Origin of the sequence: Loktanella salsilacus, assembly GCF_900114485.1 — a bacterium.
In the GTDB taxonomy this organism is placed as follows: Bacteria; Pseudomonadota; Alphaproteobacteria; order Rhodobacterales; family Rhodobacteraceae; genus Loktanella; species Loktanella salsilacus.
Window position 1 is genome coordinate 157,830 of sequence record NZ_FOTF01000001.1, and the last position, 19,463, is coordinate 177,292.

Consider the following 19,463-nt stretch of genomic DNA (forward strand, 5'->3'; position numbering starts at 1 on the left):
CGGCCCTGTCATTTGCAACCCCCGCCTGCGGCCCTATCTTGGATCAAACCGCCGAAAGGGCCGCCATGACCGACGACACCCACCTGACCCGCACGCAGGCCCGCAATATCCGCAATGCCCGCGACCTAGAGGATCATGTCAGCTGGCTCGACAGCATCACCGGCACTGCGCTTGGCGTGCTGGCCGTGGCCTCTGGCATTTATACCTACCTTGGCGTGTCGTCCCTGCTGGATGACAACGGTGCGCTCTCTGTCTTTGCGGCGCTGGCCTATTCCGTCGCTGTCTCCGTCGGCATCTTCGTCTTCTGGTCCTATATGATGCGGCTTGTCCCCGCCGTGCGCACCGCAGGCGCGCGCATCGGCCTTGGCCTGTCGATGATTCTGGGCAGCCTTGCCATCGTCGCCATGTCGTCTTGGCTGAACGCCGCTGCCCTTGCCGGGGCTGCCGCCGTGGAACAGCACCTTGCGACAACCGTGCAGCAATACCAGACCGCACTGGAACGCAGCGACGAGATTACCCAGTCAGCCCAATCGCTGGCCCGCGACGTCGCCCGCGTGCGGCAATCCTTCGATGACCTGAGCGAGCAAGAGGCCACCGGTCAGCTCTCTGGCTTTGCGGGCCAAGGTGCGGTCTTCCGCCTGCTGCGGCAAAAATCCGACGAACTTGCCGCGCTCGAGGCGCAGATCACGGCCCAGCAGCCCCTCGTCGAACAAGCCTTCGCGGAAGGCAACGCCAGCCTGTCGCGCATGCGCGCCCTAACCGTCGAGCAGGGCCCGGTGGAGGCCCGCTCTGTCCCCTTCTCTGAAGAGGCCGTGCGCCTTGCCAATGTGATCACCCAGCTGCGCCAGCTTTCTGTTGCGCCCTTGGTGAACCGCGCGGCGACTGACCTGACGGACGCCGTCGTGCTCCCCAGCCTTGACGGCTCCGACAGCGATACGCGCGCGGGCCAGCAAGCAACCATTGATTCGGTGCTCTCGGTCCTGCAGCAACGCGCGCAAACCTTGCAGGCGGCGGCCCAAGACGTGCTGTCGATGACCCCGCCGCAGGAAATCAGCTACACACCAATTAGCGCGGCCGACGCGGTAATCCTTTACGCGGGCAATTTCATCCCCAGTTGGGCCGGCGCGATCGCGATTGACCTGCTGCCTGCCGTGCTGGTGCTCATCCTTGCGGTTACCCAAGCTGCCATCCGCACAGGCCGCGATGGCACCGCGGTCGAGGATTCGATGACTCTGTCAGAGCTGCGCGCCGCGATCACTGCGATCCGCGATATGGACACATCACTTGCGCGGTCAGAGCCTCGGACCCCGCCCGTACCTCTCTCTGATGCACCCGTCGCCACCCCGAAACCCGCCGCCCCAGACAACGCAACCACAGACGACACAACCACCTCATGACCGACCTGCCCCCGCCGCTGCCCCATACAGCCAAAGAGCAGGCCCAAGCCGCGCCAAAATGGCCCGCCAGCCGTATGCTGCGCTGGATCTTCGGCCTGCAACTGGTCTTCGCTGCCGTCCTGCTGGGCTCGGACATGCTGCGGGTGCTGCCGCAGCTCGCCTTCCCCTCAAGCGCGCCCGATATCACCCAGCCCCTTGGCCCCGGCGATCAAACCCGGCGCTATGACCCGGCACAAATCGACCCGCGCCCGGCCCGGCCCGGCTCGCGCCCGATTCCCACGACGACAGACATGCCGTCACGCCTGGAATTTGTAGACGCCGTCTGGGACGGCCAGCCCGTCATCACTCTGACCGGCCAAATCGCCCCCGGCGACGCGGCCCGCTTTGCCGACTTTCTGACCACCGTCGACCCCGCGCCCACGCAGGCCTTCCTCAACTCCCCCGGTGGCTCGGTCCAAGACGCCCTCGCCATGGGACGCCAAATCCGCAGCCTTGGCATCGGGGCGCGCATGACCGCCACCGACATCTGCCTCTCCGCCTGCCCCTACTTGCTCGCCGCAGGCACAACCCGCACCGTCGAGGACGGCGCGCTTGTCGGTGTGCACCAACACTATTTTGGCAAAAACACCGCCCTGCCCGCCTTTATGGCGGTTGAAGACATCCAACGCGGCCAGGGCGAGGTGATGGAATACCTGTCCGATATGGACATCGACCCGCTGATCATGCGCCACGCGCTTCTCACCCCGCCCGACGAAATCTACCTGCTTACCCCGGATGAAATGCAGACTTACAACCTGACCACTCCTGACTAATCGCAGCCCCCATCATCTTGCCACAAATACTCCCGCCGGAGGCATACGGCCTCCACCCCATCCGCCTTACTGATCGCCCCATTCCTCGCTTTTTCCCCAAATACTCCCGCCGGAGGCACCCGCCCCCGCGAAAAACACGAAATCCCGCCTCTTGCCGCCGCACCCCTGTCCTGTCAAAAGATGCCGCATGAGCACTGGACACCTGACAATCGACCTTGCGGCCCTTGCCGCGAACTGGCGCAGCCTGAATGCATTGACGTCGTGCGAAACCGCCGCCGTCATCAAGGCGGACGCTTACGGCCTCGGCGCGGACCGCGTCGCCAAGGCGCTGGCCAAGCAAGGCGTGCGCACCTTCTATGTGGCCATGGCCGAAGAAGGGGCCGCCGTGCGCGCCGCTGTTGGCGACAAGGCGCAGATCCGGGTGCTGACCGGGCACATGCGCGGCGACACCGATATGATCGCCGACCTGAACCTGACACCGATCCTGAACACCATCGACCAGATCAATCGCCATTTCGAAGCGCTGCCAGATCATTCCTTCGGCCTGCAACTGGACACCGGCATGAATCGCCTTGGTCTGGAATGGGACGACTGGGCCGCCGTGGCAGAGGCCGCGCTGCGCCGCAAACCCGTTGTCGTCATGTCGCATCTGGCCTGCGCAGACGAGCCTGATCACCCGATGAACCCATACCAGCTGGATATTTTCCACCAAATGACCGACGGGATCACCACGCCGCGCAGCCTTGCTGCGACGGGCGGGATCCTGCTGGGGCCGGACTATCACTTTGACGAATGCCGCCCCGGCATCGGCCTTTACGGCGGCCTGCCGTTCGAGGATGCCCGCCCCGTCGTGCGCCTTGATCTGCCCGTCATCCAGTTGCGCGACCTGACCGCGGGCGAGGTCGTCGGCTACGGTAATTCGTGGCAAGCGGAACGTCCGACGCGCCTTGCGACCATCGCTGCGGGGTATGCCGACGGCTTGCTGCGCTCCTTGTCGCGCGGTGCAATGCTGTATCACGGCGACACGCCCTGCCCGCTGGTGGGCCGCGTGTCGATGGATTTGATCACGGTAGACGTGACCGATCTGAACGAGGATCCCGCCGCGCTGGCCTTTATCTGTGACGCGCAACCGGTGGACAGCTTAGCGCAAAGTGCAGGCACGATCGGCTATGAAATGTTGACCGGCCTTAGCCCGCGTTATTCGCGCCGCTACGTCGGCTAGGGCTGCCGCGATTCGGTAATTCCATCGCGCTATGGCCGACCTGATCGGCGGAATGCCGCAATTCTGCCATCTTATTGCCACAGTTCACGAAAAACTGCGGAAAAGCTGAACCTTAGATTGTTGACGCTGAACCGGACTTGCCTGCGGGCACAATCCGCAAAACAACAAGATCTCGCTCTATAGGCGAAAATGCGGCGCTCACATCGCCGCAAAGGACGGTCGCGTCGCCCGTCCGCCAGCCCCTCGTTTCCACAGTGGAAACAATGGGGTGAACTGGCCAGAGCCAAAGCAATGGACCTGCTTTGCAAATAGCCTAACTATCAAATTATAGATTTATTCATGTTTATGCGACGGGACGGCGGCTTATGACCACTACTTTGCGCGACCTTGTGCGGTTGATGCACAGCCTCGCTCTTTTCACCGTGTCGTTCTTTGCGTTTTGCGCCATTTTCTACACCGTACTCTGCGCCCTTGGCGTCGCGGGCTGGCTGCAAATAGACGCGACGCTTGGCGGCGTGGCATATCCCAATGCCGGCCCGTGGATCCAAGGCGCGCTAACTGCGATTTTGGGCGCGATGGCATTTTTCCTGCCCACCCATATGCGCATGATGAAGTTGGAAACCAGCCACCGCAATTTTCACATCAGTATGGATGACGTCGCGCGCGCCTATCACGATGTCCACGCCGCCGACCGCGCGGGGGTGTTCACGCTTAGCTCTGAATTTGATGCCGTACGCGAACGCCTTGCCTATCTGCGTGACCACCCTGACCTGCCGCAACTTGAGGCCGGCGTCATGGAAGTCGCTGCGCAAATGAGCGTGCAAAGCCGTCATCTGGCCGAAGTGTATTCCGCCGAACGTGTCGCCCGCGCCAAAGCGTTTCTGCGCCAGCGCCAGCAGGCCGCAGAAGAGCAGCAAGAGCGGATCATGGAAGCCCTGCACATCTGCGAGCAGATCCGCACGTGGTCCGAACAGGTCGAGATTGAGGAAGCCCGCGTCGCCAGCCAGCTGACTTATCTGGACGACCGCCTGCAAAGCACCCTGCCCCTGCTTGGCTACGCGCTGGAACATGACGAATCGCTTGATGCCGCCGTGCTTCAGGCAGAGGTCGAGCGCCGTGCGCAGCGCAGCGCCGGCGGAACCAATATCGTGTCCCTGCCGCAAAAGCCGGCTGCCGAATGACCGTGCCCGTCTGGCTGCGCGGCCTTAATCTGGCGCTGCTGATCCTGTTCCCGCTGTCATGGTTCGCGCCCCTGCTGCGCGCAGGCCTGCTGCCGTTGTTCGGCCTGTCCGACATCAGCGTCGTTTCTGGCCTGCAAAGCCTGTGGCCTAGCGATCCGCTGCTGGCTTTACTCGTGACCGCGCTAGCCCTATTCGCGCCCATGCTGAAAACCATCGGGCTGGCGCTGATGCACCATGATTTACTTAGCCCGCGCCTGCTGCCTGCGCTGGCCTGGGCTGGCAAACTGGCGATGGCGGATGTGTTTTTGATTGCTCTGTACGTGGTGATCATCAAGGGCGCGGGCATCGGACGGGTCGAAACCGCATGGGGCCTGTGGCTGTTCACCGGATGCATCCTTGCGTCCATCATGGTGTCCGGTCTGACGCAGCGCTTTGCGTCAAAGCACTGACGCGCGCGGCCCCCGTTGCAACTGCTGCGATTCCGGTCCAAAAGGTGAACATGGCCAAAGATCTTGCATTCACCTGTTCCGCCTGCGGCGCGTCGACCAGTAAGTGGTCCGGCAAATGCGAAGCCTGCGGCGCATGGAACACCATTCACGAGGATACCGGCCTTGCCGCCGGTCCCAAGAAAACATCCATCGGCGGGCGGCGGGGCAAAACGCTCAAGCTGACCGACCTTGCCACGCAAGAGGCCGCACCGCCCCGCACCCTTGCGGGCGTGGACGAACTGGACCGCGTACTGGGCGGCGGCTTGGTCAAGGCGTCTGCCCTGCTGGTCGGCGGCGATCCAGGGATCGGCAAATCGACCCTTATGCTGCAGGCCGCCGCCCGCTTTGCGCGCAATGGGCTTAAGGTCATCTATGTCTCTGGCGAGGAATCGAACGCGCAAGTCCAGATGCGCGCACAGCGGCTGGGGTTAGAGAAGAGCCCTGTCATGCTCGCCTCTGACACCAATCTGCGCGACATCCTGACCACGCTAGAGGCGGAAAAAGCCGATCTGACGATCATCGATTCGATTCAGACGATGTGGGCGGACCATGTCGATTCGGCCCCCGGGTCCGTCAGCCAAGTCCGCACCTGCGCGCACGAGCTGACGACCTTTGCCAAAACCCACGGGATGTCGGTCATCATGGTCGGCCACGTCACGAAAGAAGGCGCCATCGCGGGCCCCCGCGTGGTCGAACATATGGTCGACACCGTGCTGTATTTCGAAGGCGAGCGCGGCCACCAGTTCCGCATCCTGCGCAGCGTGAAAAACCGCTTTGGCCCCGCAGACGAGATTGGCGTGTTCGAGATGACAGGCAAGGGTCTGGCAGAGGTGCGCAACCCCTCTGCCCTGTTCCTGTCCGAACGCGGCGAGCCTGCGCCGGGATCGGTCGTTTTCGCAGGGATCGAGGGCACGCGCCCCGTCTTGTGCGAAATTCAGGCGCTGGTCGCGCCCAGCCCCCACAGCCAGCCCCGCCGGTCGGTTGTGGGCTGGGATGGCGGGCGTTTGGCGATGATTATGGCCGTCTTGGAATCGCGCTGCGGCGTGCCGTTCACGGGGCTTGATGTCTATCTGAACGTCGCGGGCGGCCTGCGGATCAGCGAACCTGCAGCCGATCTGGCGGTCGCCGCCGCCCTTGTCAGTGCCCGAGAAGACGCAGCTTTACCCAAAGAAGCCGTTATTTTTGGTGAAATTAGCCTGTCTGGTGCGCTCCGTCCCGTCATTCAGACGGAAAATAGATTGAAAGAGGCGCAAAAACTTGGTTTTACCTCGGCGATCATGCCGCGGCTGCCGAAAGGGACCGGGGCTGCCGGACTAGAGCTGCGTGAAATGCAGGATCTGGCTGGTTTCGTAGAACAGGTCTTTGGCGCACGCCAAGGCTGACCCCGGGGGGACATCCATTGGAAGGTTTCACAATCATCGACGCCGTTGTCGCTGGTATTATCGTGATTTCAGCGCTGCTGGCATATAGCCGCGGTCTGATGCGCGAAGCTATGGCGATCGCAGGTTGGATCGGTGCCACGGTTCTGGCGTTCATTTTTGCGCCGCAGGTGCAGCCGCTGGTCAAACAGATCCCGGGGCTGGACAGCTTTATCGGTGACAGCTGCGAATTGTCGATCATCGCGGCCTTTGCCGCCGTGTTCGCTGTGGCGCTGGTCGTCGTGTCGATCTTTACGCCGCTGTTTTCCAGCGTCGTGCAGCGCTCTGCCCTGAACGGGCTGGACCAAGCTGCGGGCTTTTTGTTCGGTGTATTCCGGGGCGTGCTGCTGGTGGCGGTTGCGTTCTTTGTCTACCAGACTGTGCTGTCCAGCCAGAACGTTGCCATGGTGGACAACAGCCGCTCTGCTGTTGTGTTCAGCAACATCACTGGCAAAATCGCAGAGCGCGATCCAGAAGCCACGCTGTCTTGGGTCACCGCCCAGTATCAGCAGTTGGTTGGTGAATGCGGCGCGCCGGCAGAATAATCCGGCACACCTTTTTGCTTACGATGCGGCGGGTCCTGTAACGGGGTCCGCCGTTTGTGTTTCAACCTCTTCGGCATGATGAACTTCATCCGCTGCGCCAAGGAAGTTGCTGACGATCTCCATCCCCTCGACGTTGTCGGCGACAACCTTGAACACCACAAGGAACGGCACCGCGACCAGCGCGCCGGCGATGCCCCACAGCCACCCCCACAGCACGACCGTCAAGAACACGGCGACGGTGTTCAATTCCAGCTTGCGGCCCAGCAGCGTGGGGGTGACAAAGTTGCCTTCAATCGTCGTCAGGGTCAGATAGGCGGCGGGGATCAGCAAAGCATAACCAAAGCTGTCGAAGGTGATGATCGATAAGGCCCCGACCATCAAGACGCCAGTGATCGCGCCCAGATAGGGCAAGAAGTTCAGCAAGAACGCCGCGATTCCCCAAATATAGGCATAGGGCATGCCCAGCAGCGTCAGCGCCGATCCGACGCAGATCCCAAGACCTGCGTTAATCAGAGCGATGGTCAGCAGATAGTGCGACACCCGCCGCTCGATGTCGTAAACCATCGTCAGGGCGCGTTTCTTGCCGCTCATAGTCTGGAACGACTGCACCAGCTTGATGTAGAACATATTGCCCGACGACAGCAGGAACACCGCCAGCACCAGCGCCACAGCCGTGGTCGCACCGATGGTGCTGATCACATCCATTGCGCTGTCGATCAAGGTCGGCTGCTTGACGACAACCTCTTGCACTGCGGGGTCCGTGCCAGCCATGCTCGCCACATCCTCACCGGCCTGACGTACGTGTTCAAGCTGCCGGAAGACGCCGCTCAGCTTGGTTTGCAGTTCGTCCCCCATGGTGCCGGCCGTATCCATCCAGCCAACAATTGTCCCCGATGCAAAGTAGATGACAGCGCCAACGGCCACTGCAATCATGCCGATCAGAACAACCGCCGAGGCCCAATGCGGAATGCCGATCCGCGCCAACCCGCGCGACAGCGGCGACAGGGTCAGGGCGATCAAAAAGCCCAAAAGGATCGGCAACAGCAGATCCTTGGCAAAATAGCAGGTCACAAACACCGCGATCAAAAGGATCACGTTTAGGCTGCGACGGATCGCTTCAAGGTGGGTTGCGCGTTTCATCAATGCCCTGAAATTAGTTTCAAAATGCGGCAAAACGCGCCGGGTGATTTACTTGTTATACCTGCTTTAACGCGGCATCGCGACGCAGGTTCCGTCCCTGCCACAGATCATGCCAAACAGCCCAATGCGCCGCCACATCGCCGCGCTGCGGCAATTAAATGCGTCCGCACACCCCGACGTGTGTATCAGTCTCGTGACACGGCCCCGCTTACGCGTTAAGACCCCCGCAACTTCCCCGGATTCGGAGCTGCCCCGTGCCAGAAGCGACCTCCCCGCGCGACACCACCTTGGCGAAGGATTTGCCAAGCCATCCCTTTGATATTGATGCGGACAGCGACAAGCTGCGCGAAGAATGCGGGGTCTTTGGCGTCGTCGGCGTGACAGAGGCCAGCAACTTTATCGCGCTTGGCCTGCACGCGCTGCAACATCGCGGCCAAGAGGCTGGCGGCATCGTCACCTACGACGAGACAAGCGGCTTTAATCAGGCCCGCCGCATGGGCCTTGTCCGCGATAACTTTACCAGCGCTGATATGATGGCCATGCTGCCCGGCGAAGTCGGGATCGGCCACGTCCGGTATTCCACCGCCGGACACAAGGGCCAGACCGCGATCCGCGACGTGCAACCCTTCTTTGGCGAATTTTCCATGGGCGGGGCTGCGATTGCCCACAACGGCAACATCACCAACGCCATCGCCCTGCGCAAAGAACTGATCGAGCGCGGCTCGATCTTTCAAAGCTCGTCCGATTCCGAGTGCATCATCCACCTGATGGCCCGGTCCATGGGCCGCACCATCCCCGACCGCATGGAAGAAGCCCTGCGCAAGGTCGAAGGCGCGTTTTCCGTTGTCGCTATGACCCGGTCCAAGCTGATCGGCTGCCGTGACCCGCTGGGCGTGCGCCCATTGGTGCTGGGCAAACTGGGCGATGGCTGGGTGCTGGCGTCGGAAACCTGCGCGCTTGATATCGTGGGTGCCGACCTGATCCGGGAAATCGAACCGGGCGAAATGGTTGTGATCAGCGCTGAAACCGGCGTGCAGTCGCACTTTCCTTTCCGCCGGGCCAAATCGCGGTTCTGCATCTTTGAACACGTGTATTTCAGCCGCCCAGACAGCATCCTTGGCGGCCGGTCCGTCTATGAAACCCGCGAAGCCATTGGCCGCGAGTTGGCGAAAGAATCGCCCGTCGATGCCGATCTGGTCTGCCCCGTCCCTGACAGCGGCACCCCTGCGGCCATCGGCTTTTCACTGGAATCGGGTATTCCCTATGCGATGGGGATCATCCGCAACCAGTACATGGGCCGGACATTTATCGAGCCGTCAGAGCAGATCCGCAACATGGGCGTGCGTCTAAAGCTGAACGTCAACCGCGCCCTGATCCGCGGCAAGCGCGTGATCCTTGTGGACGACAGCGTTGTGCGCGGCACCACCAGCCAAAAGATCAAGGAAATGATCCTAGAGGCTGGCGCCGCAGAGGTGCACTTTCGCATCGCGTCCCCGCCGACGCAGTGGCCGTGTTTCTATGGCGTCGATACGCCAGAGCGTGAAAAGCTGCTGGCCGCCCGTATGACAGAGGATGAGATGCGCGATCACTTGGGCGTCGACTCGCTCAAGTTCATCTCGATTGACGGTTTGTACCGCGCGGTTGGCCAATCTGGCGGCCGCGACGCCAAGTCGCCGCAGTATTGCGATGCGTGCTTCACGGGTGAATATCCCATCACCCCGACCGATATGATCGAACGCGGTTTTAAGACAAAGGTTGCGGCCGAGTAAACGCGGCAAACACATTTGCGTCAGGCGCGGCCGCATCGGCTAAGCCTTGCCAACCGGACCTGCGCCGCTGGCGGACAATCGCACAACAAAGGGCTGCCTTCGGGCGGCCCTTTTCATTTGCCGCTGCGCATCGCATCGCTGCCGCTTCACTGCAGGATACGCAATGTTATGACTACTACGACCGACGTCGGCCAAATGGCCAAAAGCAAGGCGCAGCTTCAGCTTGATAGCATCGCCGTCATTGGCCTGTTCACGGGCCCGCAAGGCGACAGTGCCTTGCTGCGGATGCGCGATGGCGCGATCCAAAAAGTCGCGGCAGGCGACAAGGCCGCCGGGCTGACGGTATTGGCCATCGATGATGCTGCAGTCACCCTGCGCGACAACCGGGGTCAGACCTTTCGACTTGGCCTGCCCGGCGACGCCTGACGCCACTTTACAGACCGCGCGCCTTGCGGCACATACGCCGACATGACTGATAAAATTGCCCTGATCACTGGTGCGTCGCGTGGCCTTGGGGCCGCGATCGCCAAGGCGCTTGCGCCCGAATATCACATCGTTGCCGTCGCCCGCACCGTCGGCGCGCTCGAAGAGCTTGACGACGCCATTCAGGCCAAAGGCGGCCAAGCGACGCTGGCCCCGATGGACGTCACGACGGACGCTGCCATGCAGCAGCTGTGCCGCGGCATCCATGACCGCTGGGGCAAGGTTGATCTGTGGGTGCATACCGCAATCCACGCCGCCCCGCTGTCCCCTGCCAGCCACATCGGCCCTAAGGATTTCGCGTCATCCATGGACGTGAACGTCACCGCCACGCAGCGGCTGATGTCCTATGTTGCGCCTTTGCTGGGCACCAATGGCCGCGCCGTGTTCTGCGACGATACGGTCGCGGGCACGAAGTTCCACGGCACCTATGGCGCGACCAAAGCCGCGCAAATGGCGCTGGTCCGGTCTTGGGCTGCGGAAACGGTGCAGACGGGTCCGCAGGTCGCGATCATCGCGCCAGCGCCCATGCCCACCGCCCTGCGCGCCCGCTTTTTCCCAGGCGAAGATCGCAGCGCTTTGGCGACACCAGAGTCCGAGGCCGCGCGCCTGCTGGATCAGATCAAAGCCTGATTCCCCAAAGCCACAAACGATGGCTAAAAGATCGACCCGCCCCTGCCACGCCTTGTGACCGGGGCGCGTCTCTCATACCCTATCAGCACCAGTGAACCGGGGCCCTCATGCGGATTTTGATTACCAACGACGACGGCATCAACGCACCCGGCCTTGTCGTGCTTGACGCGCTGGCCCGCGATTTGGCTGGCCCGCAGGGCGAGGTTTGGACCGTCGCCCCCGCGTTCGAACAATCCGGCGTCGGCCACTGCATCAGCTATACCCATCCCACGATGATTTCCGAATTCGGCCCGCGCCGTTTTGCTGCCGAAGGCACGCCAGCCGATTGCGTGATGGCGGGGATCTATGACGTGATGAAGGACAGCCCCCCCGACCTGATCCTGTCCGGCGTAAACCGGGGCAATAACGCTGCCGAAAACGTGCTGTATTCCGGCACCATCGGTGCCGCGATGGAAGGCGCGCTGCAAGGCGTGCGGTCTATCGCCCTGTCGCAATTCTATGGCCCCCGGAACGTCAAACTAGACGACCCATTCGAAGCCGCCTCAGCTGGCGGCGCCGTGCTGCGGCAGTTGATGGATGATGCGTTTTGGGACAACGAAGACTACCCGCTGTTTTATAACATCAACTTCCCCCCCATCCCCGCCGCCGACGTGAAAGGCATGCGCCTCACCCGCCAGGGCCTGCGCCGCGGCGTGCACCACAAGGTCGAGGCGCAGGTGTCCCCCTCTGGCCGCCGGTTCCTGTGGGTGCGCGGCGGTGATCAACAGGTCCGCACCGCGGATGGCACGGATGCGGCGGCAAACTTGGACGACTACGTCTCTGTCACGCCGCTGCGCGCTGATCTGACGGCACATGATGCGTTTGACAGGCTGACCGCGCAGCTTTCTGGCAAGCTCGGGTGACGGACGCACAGACCAAAATGCAGTTTCTTTTTGCCTTGCGCAGCAAGGGCGTCACCGACTCGCGTGTCCTGCACGCCATGGAAAAAATCGACCGCGCCGCGTTTGTGCGCGGCCTGTTTGCCGAACGCGCGTATGAAGATATGCCGCTGCCCATCCCCTGCGGCCAAACCATCAGCCAGCCCTCTGTCGTTGGTCTGATGACGCAGGCGCTGGATGTGCAGCCGCGCCATAAGGTTTTGGAAATCGGCACCGGGTCCGGCTATCAGGCCGCGATCCTAAGCCAGCTGGCACGCCGCGTCTATTCCATCGACCGCTTCAAGCGTTTGGTAACAGAAGCGCAGTCCGTGTTCGACGCTCTTGGCATCGCCAATATCACCGCCATGACGGCCGACGGCAGCTATGGTCTCGCCGAACAGGCCCCCTTTGACCGCATCCTGCTGACCGCCGCGGCCGAAGACCCACCCAGTCCGCTGCTGGCGCAACTGCGTGTGGGCGGCATCATGGTGCTGCCCGTCGGCCAATCCGATACCGTTCAAAGCCTGATCCGCGTCACACGCCTTGAAAAAGGCTTTGACTACGAGGAATTGCGCCCAGTCCGGTTTGTCCCCTTGATCGAAGGGTTGGGTCAGGACTAGAACCTTTGAAACGCCTCAGATAAGGGGCAAATGGCCCCAACGCGCGGGCAAGTTACGACAGGACACTGCAGCCATGACATACACTTCCACTTTCGGATTGCGCCGCATTGCCTTTGCAACCTCTGCGCTGGCCATTTTGACCGCCTGCGACACCGCGCTGCCGGATCTGGATTTTCGCGACCGGGCCGGCGGTTTTGACACCTCGCCTGCCGTCGCCGATCTGCCCAGCCGCCCCCAGCCCGACAATCGCGGCGTGATTTCCTATCCCGGTTATCAGGTCGTCGTGGCCCGGCGCGGTGACACCATCGCCAGCATCGCATCCCGGCTAGATCTGCAAAGTGCGACCCTTGCCAGCTATAACGGTGTCAGCGCCGATGCGACCCTGCGCGAAGGCGAAGTCGTCGCCCTGCCCGGCCGCGTGACCGAACCGTCCCCTGCGACGGGTGCAGCCACGACCGGCCCTATCGACATCAGCGGCATCGCAACCACAGCGCTGGACCGCGCGTCCCCCGTCGTCACGGGCGGCCTTGCGCCCCTGCCGACCAGCGGGACCGAACCAATCCGCCACAAGGTCCAACCAGGAGAGACGGCATTTTCGATCAGCCGCCTATACAACGTGCCCGTTGGCACCCTGACCAGCTGGAACGGCCTGTCTGGCGACCTAGAGGTCCGCGACGGTCAATATCTTCTGATCCCGCAAAACAGCCAACCCGCTGACGTCACCGGCGGCCCACTGGTCGCGCCGGGCACCGGCAGCGGATCGCCCGTGCCCCCCTCTGCAGCAGTGCCGCTGCCGCTTGAGGCACCCATCGCCGCCAGCGCACCAGTAGAAGCACCGCCAGCGCCTGTTCTGGAAGAGGCCCCGCCGCGCACAGCCACCGTGATCGCCCCTGCCCCGGTCGCCCCGCCCGCGCCAACACCAGCACCTGCGCCCGCATCCAGCAGCAACGCACAATTTGTCCGCCCCGTGACGGGCAGCGTCATTCGCGACTATGCGCCCGGTAAGAACGAAGGCATCGACATCGCCGCCAGCGCCGGCACCACCGTGAAGGCCGCTGACGCAGGCACTGTCGCCGCCGTCACCACCGACACCAGCGGCACGGCGATCGTCGTGGTGAAGCACGCTGGCAATCTGTTGACGGTCTATACTAACCTAGAAGGCCTGAGCGTGTCCAAAGGTGATTCCGTCACGCGCGGCGGCACATTGGGTAAGGTCAAAAGCGGCGATCCGAGCTTTGTGCACTTCGAAGTGCGGCGCGGACTTGAGTCCGTCGATCCGAACGACTTTTTGTAGGCGCGCCTCCGGCGGGAGTATTTCTGGCAAGATGAATGCCCGGGCATATTGGGTTGCCGTGGACGTGCAAAGGTGCTGGCAAAGAAGGGGTGAGCGGCGGGCGTTAGCCCAGCGTGACGCCCCGGCGGCCCGCTAGATCCGTAAAATACTGCCATGCCACGCGGCCAGAGCGGCTGCCCCGTGTGGCTTGCCATTCGATCGCTTCGGCCCGAAGGGTCGCGTCGTCGATGGCGATGCCGTGCGCGTCGCAGTAGCCCCGGATCATGGCCAGGTATTGATCCTGATCGCACGGATGGAAGCCAAGCCAGAGGCCGAAACGATCTGACAGGCTGACCTTCTCCTCGACCGCTTCAGCAGGGCTGATGGCCGTCGAACGTTCATTTTCGATCATATCGCGCGGCATTAGGTGGCGGCGGTTCGACGTGGCATAAAGCACCACGTTGTCCGGGCGCCCTTCAATCCCGCCATCAAGCACGGCCTTGAGTGATTTGTAATGGCTATCGTCATGGCTAAAGCTGAGGTCGTCGCAGAACAGGATGAACCGCTGGTCGGTGCCGCGCAGCAGGTGTAGCAGGCGGCCGATGCTGGGCAGGTCTTCGCGCTGGATTTCGATGATCTTTAGGTTTTCATGCATCGCATGAAGTTTGCCGTGGATCGCTTTGACAAGGCTCGATTTTCCCATGCCGCGCGCGCCCCACAGAAGGGCGTTATTGGCAGGCAAGCCGCGCGCAAAGCGTTCGGTATTTTCAAGCAAGGTATCGCGGGACCTGTCGATGCCCACCAGAAGGCCCACGGCAACGCGGCTCACGCGGGTGATTGGCGTCAGCCCATCAGGGTCCGCATGCCAGACGAAGGCCCCTGCGGCGCTAAAATCAGGGGCCGTCGCTGGGCCGGGCCGCAGCCGTTCGAGGGCGGCTGCGATCCGTTCCAGCGGGTCGGTCATGGCTTAGGCTCCGTGTCGTCGTCGTCCACTGGGTTCAGTGGGTTGCCATACATGTCCTCGTCTTCGGCGACGGTGCCGTTGGCGCGCAATTCGGCCAGGCGGATCCGCTCTAACCGGGCGACGAGTTGGATGGAAATTTCGTAAAGACCGTAGATCACGGTAAACAGAATGACTTGGCTGACCACGTCCGGCGGGGTTGCCAGCGCGGCCATCAGCAAGATGCCGATGACAGCATATTTACGGGTATTGCGCAGGCCAGCGGCGCTGACCAGACCGGCCTTGCCCATCAATGTCAGCAGCACGGGAAGCTGAAAACAAAGGCCAAAGGCCACGATGAACTTGATGGTCAGATTGAGGTAGGCCTTGGCCGAGCCTTGGAACAGCAATCCAGCAGCCTGCGTCGACACCTCTGGTCCGTCGGGCAGCACGTTGCCCTGCTGAAACCCGAGGAAGAAGTTAAAGGCCAGCGGCGTGATGACGTAATAGGCGAAGGCCGCGCCAAGGAAGAACATGAAGGGCGAGGCCACCAAGAACGGCAGAAACGCGCCCTTTTCCGACTTGTACAGACCCGGCGCGATGAAGCGCCACATCTGGTAGCTGATGAAGGGGAACGACAGGCACAGCCCGCCCAGAAGCGAGATCTGGATCGCGACGAAGAAGCCTTCTTCTAGCGCGATGAAGATCAGCCCGCAGTCCTGCCCTTCGGCGTCGAGGGCAGAGCATAAAGGCAGGGTCAGGAAGTCAAAGATCGGGTTCCAGACCGTGAAACAAATCACCATGCCCAAGATAAAGGCCAGCAGCGATTTGATCAGGCGCGAGCGCAGTTCCGTGAGGTGTTCCAGCAGCGGTGCTGCGCTGTCATCTAGGTCGTCTGCAGCGCTCATGCTTCACCTGCTGGGGTCTTTTTTGCACGCGGTTTCGCGGGCTTATCAGACGTTGTTGATGCAGCGGCTTTAGCCTTGGGCGCAGCTTTTGGCTTTGCTTTAGGCTTGGGCGCTGGCGCGGGTTCGATCACCGGGGCGGGCATGGCCATGTCCGGCTCGTCCGACATTTCGGCAGCATCGGCGGCGGCCATTTCGCGGTCACGGCGGTCCTGTGCGGCGCGAGCGGTGGCGGCAGAGATCTTGTCTTTCGCCGCCTGACGCTCCTCTGACAGTTTAGCTGTCTCGGTGCCGGGCTTGAATGTCGAACTTGCCGCAGATTTCAGCTTGTCGACACCAAATTTCGCCGGGTTTGCAGCGGCTTGGATCGACTTGCTAATGTCCTTGACCCCGCTGTCATCCGCAGCGGATTCCATGGCGCGCTGGAATTCAGACGCCATGGCCCGGGCTTTGCCGCTCATGCGGCCGAGCTCTCGGAACATGTTCGGCAGATCTTTGGGCCCGATCACGATCAAGGCCACGACCCCCAAAAGGATCATTTCGCTCCAGCCTAAGCCGAACATACGCGTTACCTCTAGGCGGGTTTAGACGTTGTCTTTTTTCGACTCTGGCGTGACATCCCGCGCATCGGCAAAGCTGTCGTCCAGTTCTTTTTTGCTATCATCGACGCCGCGCTTGAACGCGGTGATGCCTTTGCCGACTTCGCCCATCAGGGACGAAATCTTGCCCCGTCCGAACAGGACAAGCACGACGACGGCGATCAGCAGAAGGCCGGGAAGGCCGATATTGTTGAGCATGTAATCTCTCCTTGGCGGAACCCGGTGCCTGCGACGCCGGGCGGTTGAGGCCCATCAGACATACGCGTCCGGCGCCCTATTTAAAAGTGGCAATCTGTCAAAAAGGCGTGCGGTGACTTTGCCTTGCGCCTTTTCGCGTAGCGTCGCTTATGCGCCGATCGCTTTGCGCAGCATGTTCAGGGCAACCAGCACCAAAAACACGCCAAATACGCGCTTTAGGCGCACGGCATCGGTCTTATGCGCCAGTGCGGCACCCCATGGCGCCGTGATCAATGTCATGGTGACGACAAGGCCAAAGGCGACAAAGTTGACCGACCCGATGGTAAAGGGCGGCGCGACGGCGATGGGCTTGAACAGCAGCACCAGCACCGACGGCACAGCGATCAGCACACCAAAGCCTGCGGCGGTGGCCACGGCGCGGTGAATCGGGGTGTTATAAAGGCTCATGACTGGGACGCCAAAGCTGCCGCCGCCGATGCCCATCAGCACCGACAAGAAGCCCAGCAGCGGTGACAAGGCCGCGCGTGCGATACCTGTTGGCATCGCCTGGCCCAGCCGCCAGTGATTGCGGCCAAAGGTCATGTAAAGGCCGACGATGATTGCCAGACCGCCAAAGATCAGCTGCAGGGTCAAGGTGCGCAGGGTGGATACCAAAAGCACGCCCAGCACAGCGCCGATCACGATGCCAATGGCCCATGTTTTCAAGATCGCCCAATCGACCGCGCCCTTTTTGTTATGGGCATGAAGTGAACGCAGGCTAGTCACGATGATTGTCGCAAGAGATGTGGCAAGGCACATCTGCATCAGCTGCGGGCTGTCGAAGCCTAAGGCGCTGAAAGCGTAGAAAAACGCAGGCACCAGTACAATACCGCCGCCAACCCCCAGAAGGCCCGCAAGCACGCCAGCAAAGGCCCCGATGGCCAGCAACAGCAGGCCCATTTCGATCAGCAAAGTGGTATTTTCCAAGGTGTGCCCCTCCTTAGGCAGCAAGCGTCGTGACGTGTCTTAGCGCATCTAGCACCACGTCCACACCCGCGCCATCTTTATGCGCGTGCTCTGATAGGTGTCGGCGCCAAAGTCGCGCACCCGGGCGGCCTTGGAACAGGCCGAGCATGTGCCGCGTCACCTGCCCCAGCTTACCGCCAGCGGCGACGTGATCGGCGATATAGGGCAGCATGGCGTGGACGATCTGGATGGCATCGCCGGGGGTGCCATCATTAAAAATCCGCGCATCGGCGTCCAGCAGGATCGCGGCCGGGTCATGATAGGCGGCGCGGCCGATCATGACGCCGTCAAGGCCTGCGTCCAGTAGCTCCCCCGTCAGATCAAGGTCCGCAATGCCGCCGTTGATCGATAGGTGCAGGGCGGGAAACTGGGCTTTCATCGCGTGAACAAGGTCATAGTCCAGCGGGGGGATATCGCGGTTTTCCTTGGGGCTAAGCCCCTGTAGCCACGCCTTGCGGGCGTGAATGGTAAAGCGGTCAACGCCGGCTGCGCTGACGCGGGTCAGAAAATCGGGCAGCACTTGCGCGGGGTCTTGGTCATCGACGCCAATGCGGCATTTCACAGTGATCGGCAGTTTTGTGACGGCCATCATGGCAGAGACGCAATCGGCCACCAGATCAGGTTCGGTCATCAGCACCGCGCCAAAACGCCCCGATTGCACCCGGTCAGAGGGGCAGCCGCAGTTCAAGTTCACCTCGTCATAGCCCATATCAGCTGCGATTTTCGTCGCCTGCGCCAGCAGTGCAGGGTCAGAGCCGCCAAGCTGCAAGGCGACGGGATGCTCGTCCTGCCCGTAAGCCAGCAAACGCGCGGTATCGCCGTGCACGACGGCGGCGGCGGTGACCATTTCGGTATAAAGCAGCGCATGACGCGACATCAGCCGATGAAAGTGCCGGCAGTGACGATCCGTCCAATCCATCATCGGGGCCACGGACAGGCGAGCGGCCTGCGTCACCCGGCTGGTCGTGAGGGCTTGGGGCGTTGGTTCATATTGCATCGCGCAATACTCCTGTCCTGCATGCAGCATCCGGCGCGCACCGCTGCAGGGCGCGCTGGATGCTGCTTTAGCAGGCCCGCGCCGCGCCCGCAAATCGGTCGCCAGCTACGGGGTTAGGCCGCGGGGTCAGGTCGTAGATTACAGCGACCAGCCGCCGTCGACGGCATGCGCCTGGCCCGTGGTAAATGCGCTGTCGTCGCTAGCAAGGTAAAGCGCGAGGGCTGCGATTTCCTCGGGCTTACCGATGCGGCCCATAGGCTGACGGCCGATAAAGGCAGCAAGGGCTGCCTCGTAGTCGCCGGTGTCGCGCAGGCGCTGGTGCATGGACGGGCTGTCCACGGTGCCGGGGCAGATCGCGTTGCAGCGAATGCCTTGCTGGATGTAGTCGGCGGCCACGGATTTCGTCATGCCGATCACGGCGGCCTTTGACGCGCAATAGGCAAAGCGGTTCGGCACGCCCTTCATCGACGACGCGACCGAGGACATGTTGATGATCGACCCGCCGCCGTTTTCCAGCATGGCCGGCAGCGCGTGCTGCATCATGCGGAACATCGCGGTGACGTTCAGATCAAAGCTAAAGTTCCAGTCCTTTTCCGAACACTCCAAAATCGTGCCATGCGCCACTACCCCGGCGCAGTTGAACAGCACGTCCAGCGGGCCTGCGTCCTGCACGACCTTTTTCACGGCCTCGCCGTCGGTCACGTCAAGCTTTACTGCCGTAATCCCGTCTATTTGCGCCAGCTCTGCCAGCGCGGCCTCGTTGACGTCCGTGGCAATTACCTTCGCGCCCTCCTGCGCGAAAAGTTCTGCCGTGGATCGCCCGATCCCCTGCCCGGCTGCGGTAATCAGCGCCGTTTTTCCGGCTAATCTGCCTGTCGTCATGTCGTCCACTCCTCCTTGGAACAGCATTTCGTGCTGCGTCGA

The 19,463-nt window shown here is 62.1% G+C and carries 21 protein-coding genes; 13 read left to right on the forward strand and 8 right to left on the reverse strand.

What is annotated here, in order from left to right; translation table 11 throughout:
• The first annotated feature begins 65 nt into the window (after positions 1 to 65).
• From BM131_RS00730 to BM131_RS00760, 7 genes are all read left to right on the forward strand, one after another.
• Positions 66 to 1,397: a hypothetical protein gene (locus BM131_RS00730; protein ID WP_245754091.1), complete on the forward strand. Its 1,332-nt coding sequence runs from the start codon at positions 66 to 68 to the stop codon at positions 1,395 to 1,397.
• Positions 1,394 to 2,209, forward strand: a complete 816-nt coding sequence (locus BM131_RS00735; RefSeq protein WP_090184168.1) for a COG3904 family protein — start codon at positions 1,394 to 1,396, stop codon at positions 2,207 to 2,209. Before BM131_RS00730 ends, BM131_RS00735 begins: the two co-directional genes overlap by 4 nt.
• Before the next feature lie 187 nt (positions 2,210 to 2,396).
• The gene (gene alr, locus BM131_RS00740; RefSeq protein WP_090184170.1) at positions 2,397 to 3,431 is read left to right on the forward strand and encodes an alanine racemase; all 1,035 of its coding nucleotides are present in this window, start codon (positions 2,397 to 2,399) and stop codon (positions 3,429 to 3,431) included.
• A gap of 365 nt (positions 3,432 to 3,796) precedes the next feature.
• Positions 3,797 to 4,612, forward strand: coding sequence for a DNA repair protein (locus tag BM131_RS00745; RefSeq protein ID WP_175499114.1), 816 nt, complete (start codon positions 3,797 to 3,799; stop codon positions 4,610 to 4,612).
• Positions 4,609 to 5,061, forward strand: coding sequence for a paraquat-inducible protein A (locus BM131_RS00750; RefSeq protein WP_090184172.1), 453 nt, complete (start codon positions 4,609 to 4,611; stop codon positions 5,059 to 5,061). Before BM131_RS00745 ends, BM131_RS00750 begins: the two co-directional genes overlap by 4 nt.
• A gap of 50 nt (positions 5,062 to 5,111) precedes the next feature.
• Complete coding sequence (gene radA / locus BM131_RS00755) at positions 5,112 to 6,482, forward strand: DNA repair protein RadA (RefSeq protein WP_090184174.1); 1,371 nt, start codon at positions 5,112 to 5,114, stop codon at positions 6,480 to 6,482.
• A 17-nt stretch (positions 6,483 to 6,499) separates the two neighbouring features.
• Entirely contained in the window at positions 6,500 to 7,063 is a 564-nt protein-coding gene (locus BM131_RS00760; RefSeq protein ID WP_090184177.1) for a CvpA family protein, read from the forward strand.
• Between the two features lie 18 nt (positions 7,064 to 7,081).
• On the opposite strand, the gene BM131_RS00765 is transcribed toward BM131_RS00760, so the two are convergent.
• Positions 7,082 to 8,203 carry an AI-2E family transporter gene (locus BM131_RS00765; protein ID WP_090184179.1) on the reverse strand — a complete coding sequence of 374 codons (1,122 nt, stop codon included), beginning with the start codon at positions 8,201 to 8,203 and terminating at the stop codon, positions 7,082 to 7,084.
• A 287-nt stretch (positions 8,204 to 8,490) separates the two neighbouring features.
• On the opposite strand from BM131_RS00765, the gene purF reads away from it, so the two are divergent.
• The 6 genes from purF to BM131_RS00795 all read left to right on the forward strand — a co-directional run bounded on the left by purF (position 8,491) and on the right by BM131_RS00795 (position 13,916).
• A complete protein-coding gene (purF, locus tag BM131_RS00770; RefSeq protein ID WP_090184593.1) occupies positions 8,491 to 9,972 on the forward strand; it encodes an amidophosphoribosyltransferase in 1,482 nt (493 codons plus the stop codon).
• A 168-nt stretch (positions 9,973 to 10,140) separates the two neighbouring features.
• Positions 10,141 to 10,398 (forward strand): hypothetical protein, encoded by a 258-nt coding sequence (locus BM131_RS19890; RefSeq protein WP_139222565.1) that lies wholly within the window; start codon positions 10,141 to 10,143, stop codon positions 10,396 to 10,398.
• 42 nt (positions 10,399 to 10,440) lie between these two features.
• Positions 10,441 to 11,085, forward strand: coding sequence for an SDR family NAD(P)-dependent oxidoreductase (locus BM131_RS00780; RefSeq protein ID WP_090184184.1), 645 nt, complete (start codon positions 10,441 to 10,443; stop codon positions 11,083 to 11,085).
• Positions 11,086 to 11,192: 107 nt separating this feature from the next.
• On the forward strand, positions 11,193 to 11,987 hold the full coding sequence (surE, locus tag BM131_RS00785; RefSeq protein ID WP_090184188.1) for a 5'/3'-nucleotidase SurE: 795 nt from the start codon (positions 11,193 to 11,195) through the stop codon (positions 11,985 to 11,987).
• Between the two features lie 17 nt (positions 11,988 to 12,004).
• The gene (locus BM131_RS00790) at positions 12,005 to 12,622 is read left to right on the forward strand and encodes a protein-L-isoaspartate(D-aspartate) O-methyltransferase (protein ID WP_090184596.1); all 618 of its coding nucleotides are present in this window, start codon (positions 12,005 to 12,007) and stop codon (positions 12,620 to 12,622) included.
• A 73-nt stretch (positions 12,623 to 12,695) separates the two neighbouring features.
• Positions 12,696 to 13,916 carry a peptidoglycan DD-metalloendopeptidase family protein gene (locus tag BM131_RS00795; protein ID WP_090184191.1) on the forward strand — a complete coding sequence of 407 codons (1,221 nt, stop codon included), beginning with the start codon at positions 12,696 to 12,698 and terminating at the stop codon, positions 13,914 to 13,916.
• Between the two features lie 103 nt (positions 13,917 to 14,019).
• Here the strand turns inward: BM131_RS00795 and BM131_RS00800 are convergent, their stop codons facing one another.
• From BM131_RS00800 to BM131_RS00830, 7 genes are all read right to left on the reverse strand, one after another.
• Positions 14,020 to 14,859 (reverse strand): ATP-binding protein, encoded by an 840-nt coding sequence (locus BM131_RS00800; RefSeq protein WP_090184194.1) that lies wholly within the window; start codon positions 14,857 to 14,859, stop codon positions 14,020 to 14,022.
• A complete protein-coding gene (tatC, locus tag BM131_RS00805; RefSeq protein WP_090184197.1) occupies positions 14,856 to 15,743 on the reverse strand; it encodes a twin-arginine translocase subunit TatC in 888 nt (295 codons plus the stop codon). Before tatC ends, BM131_RS00800 begins: the two co-directional genes overlap by 4 nt.
• The gene (gene tatB, locus BM131_RS00810) at positions 15,740 to 16,303 is read right to left on the reverse strand and encodes a Sec-independent protein translocase protein TatB (protein ID WP_090184200.1); all 564 of its coding nucleotides are present in this window, start codon (positions 16,301 to 16,303) and stop codon (positions 15,740 to 15,742) included. Before tatB ends, tatC begins: the two co-directional genes overlap by 4 nt.
• 21 nt (positions 16,304 to 16,324) lie before the next feature.
• Complete coding sequence (locus tag BM131_RS00815) at positions 16,325 to 16,537, reverse strand: twin-arginine translocase TatA/TatE family subunit (RefSeq protein WP_090184203.1); 213 nt, start codon at positions 16,535 to 16,537, stop codon at positions 16,325 to 16,327.
• A gap of 147 nt (positions 16,538 to 16,684) precedes the next feature.
• On the reverse strand, positions 16,685 to 17,503 hold the full coding sequence (locus BM131_RS00820; RefSeq protein ID WP_090184206.1) for a sulfite exporter TauE/SafE family protein: 819 nt from the start codon (positions 17,501 to 17,503) through the stop codon (positions 16,685 to 16,687).
• A gap of 13 nt (positions 17,504 to 17,516) precedes the next feature.
• A complete protein-coding gene (gene dusA, locus BM131_RS00825; RefSeq protein ID WP_090184209.1) occupies positions 17,517 to 18,539 on the reverse strand; it encodes a tRNA dihydrouridine(20/20a) synthase DusA in 1,023 nt (340 codons plus the stop codon).
• 138 nt (positions 18,540 to 18,677) lie between these two features.
• Complete coding sequence (locus tag BM131_RS00830) at positions 18,678 to 19,421, reverse strand: SDR family oxidoreductase (protein ID WP_090184212.1); 744 nt, start codon at positions 19,419 to 19,421, stop codon at positions 18,678 to 18,680.
• Between the last annotated feature and the right edge of the window lie 42 nt (positions 19,422 to 19,463).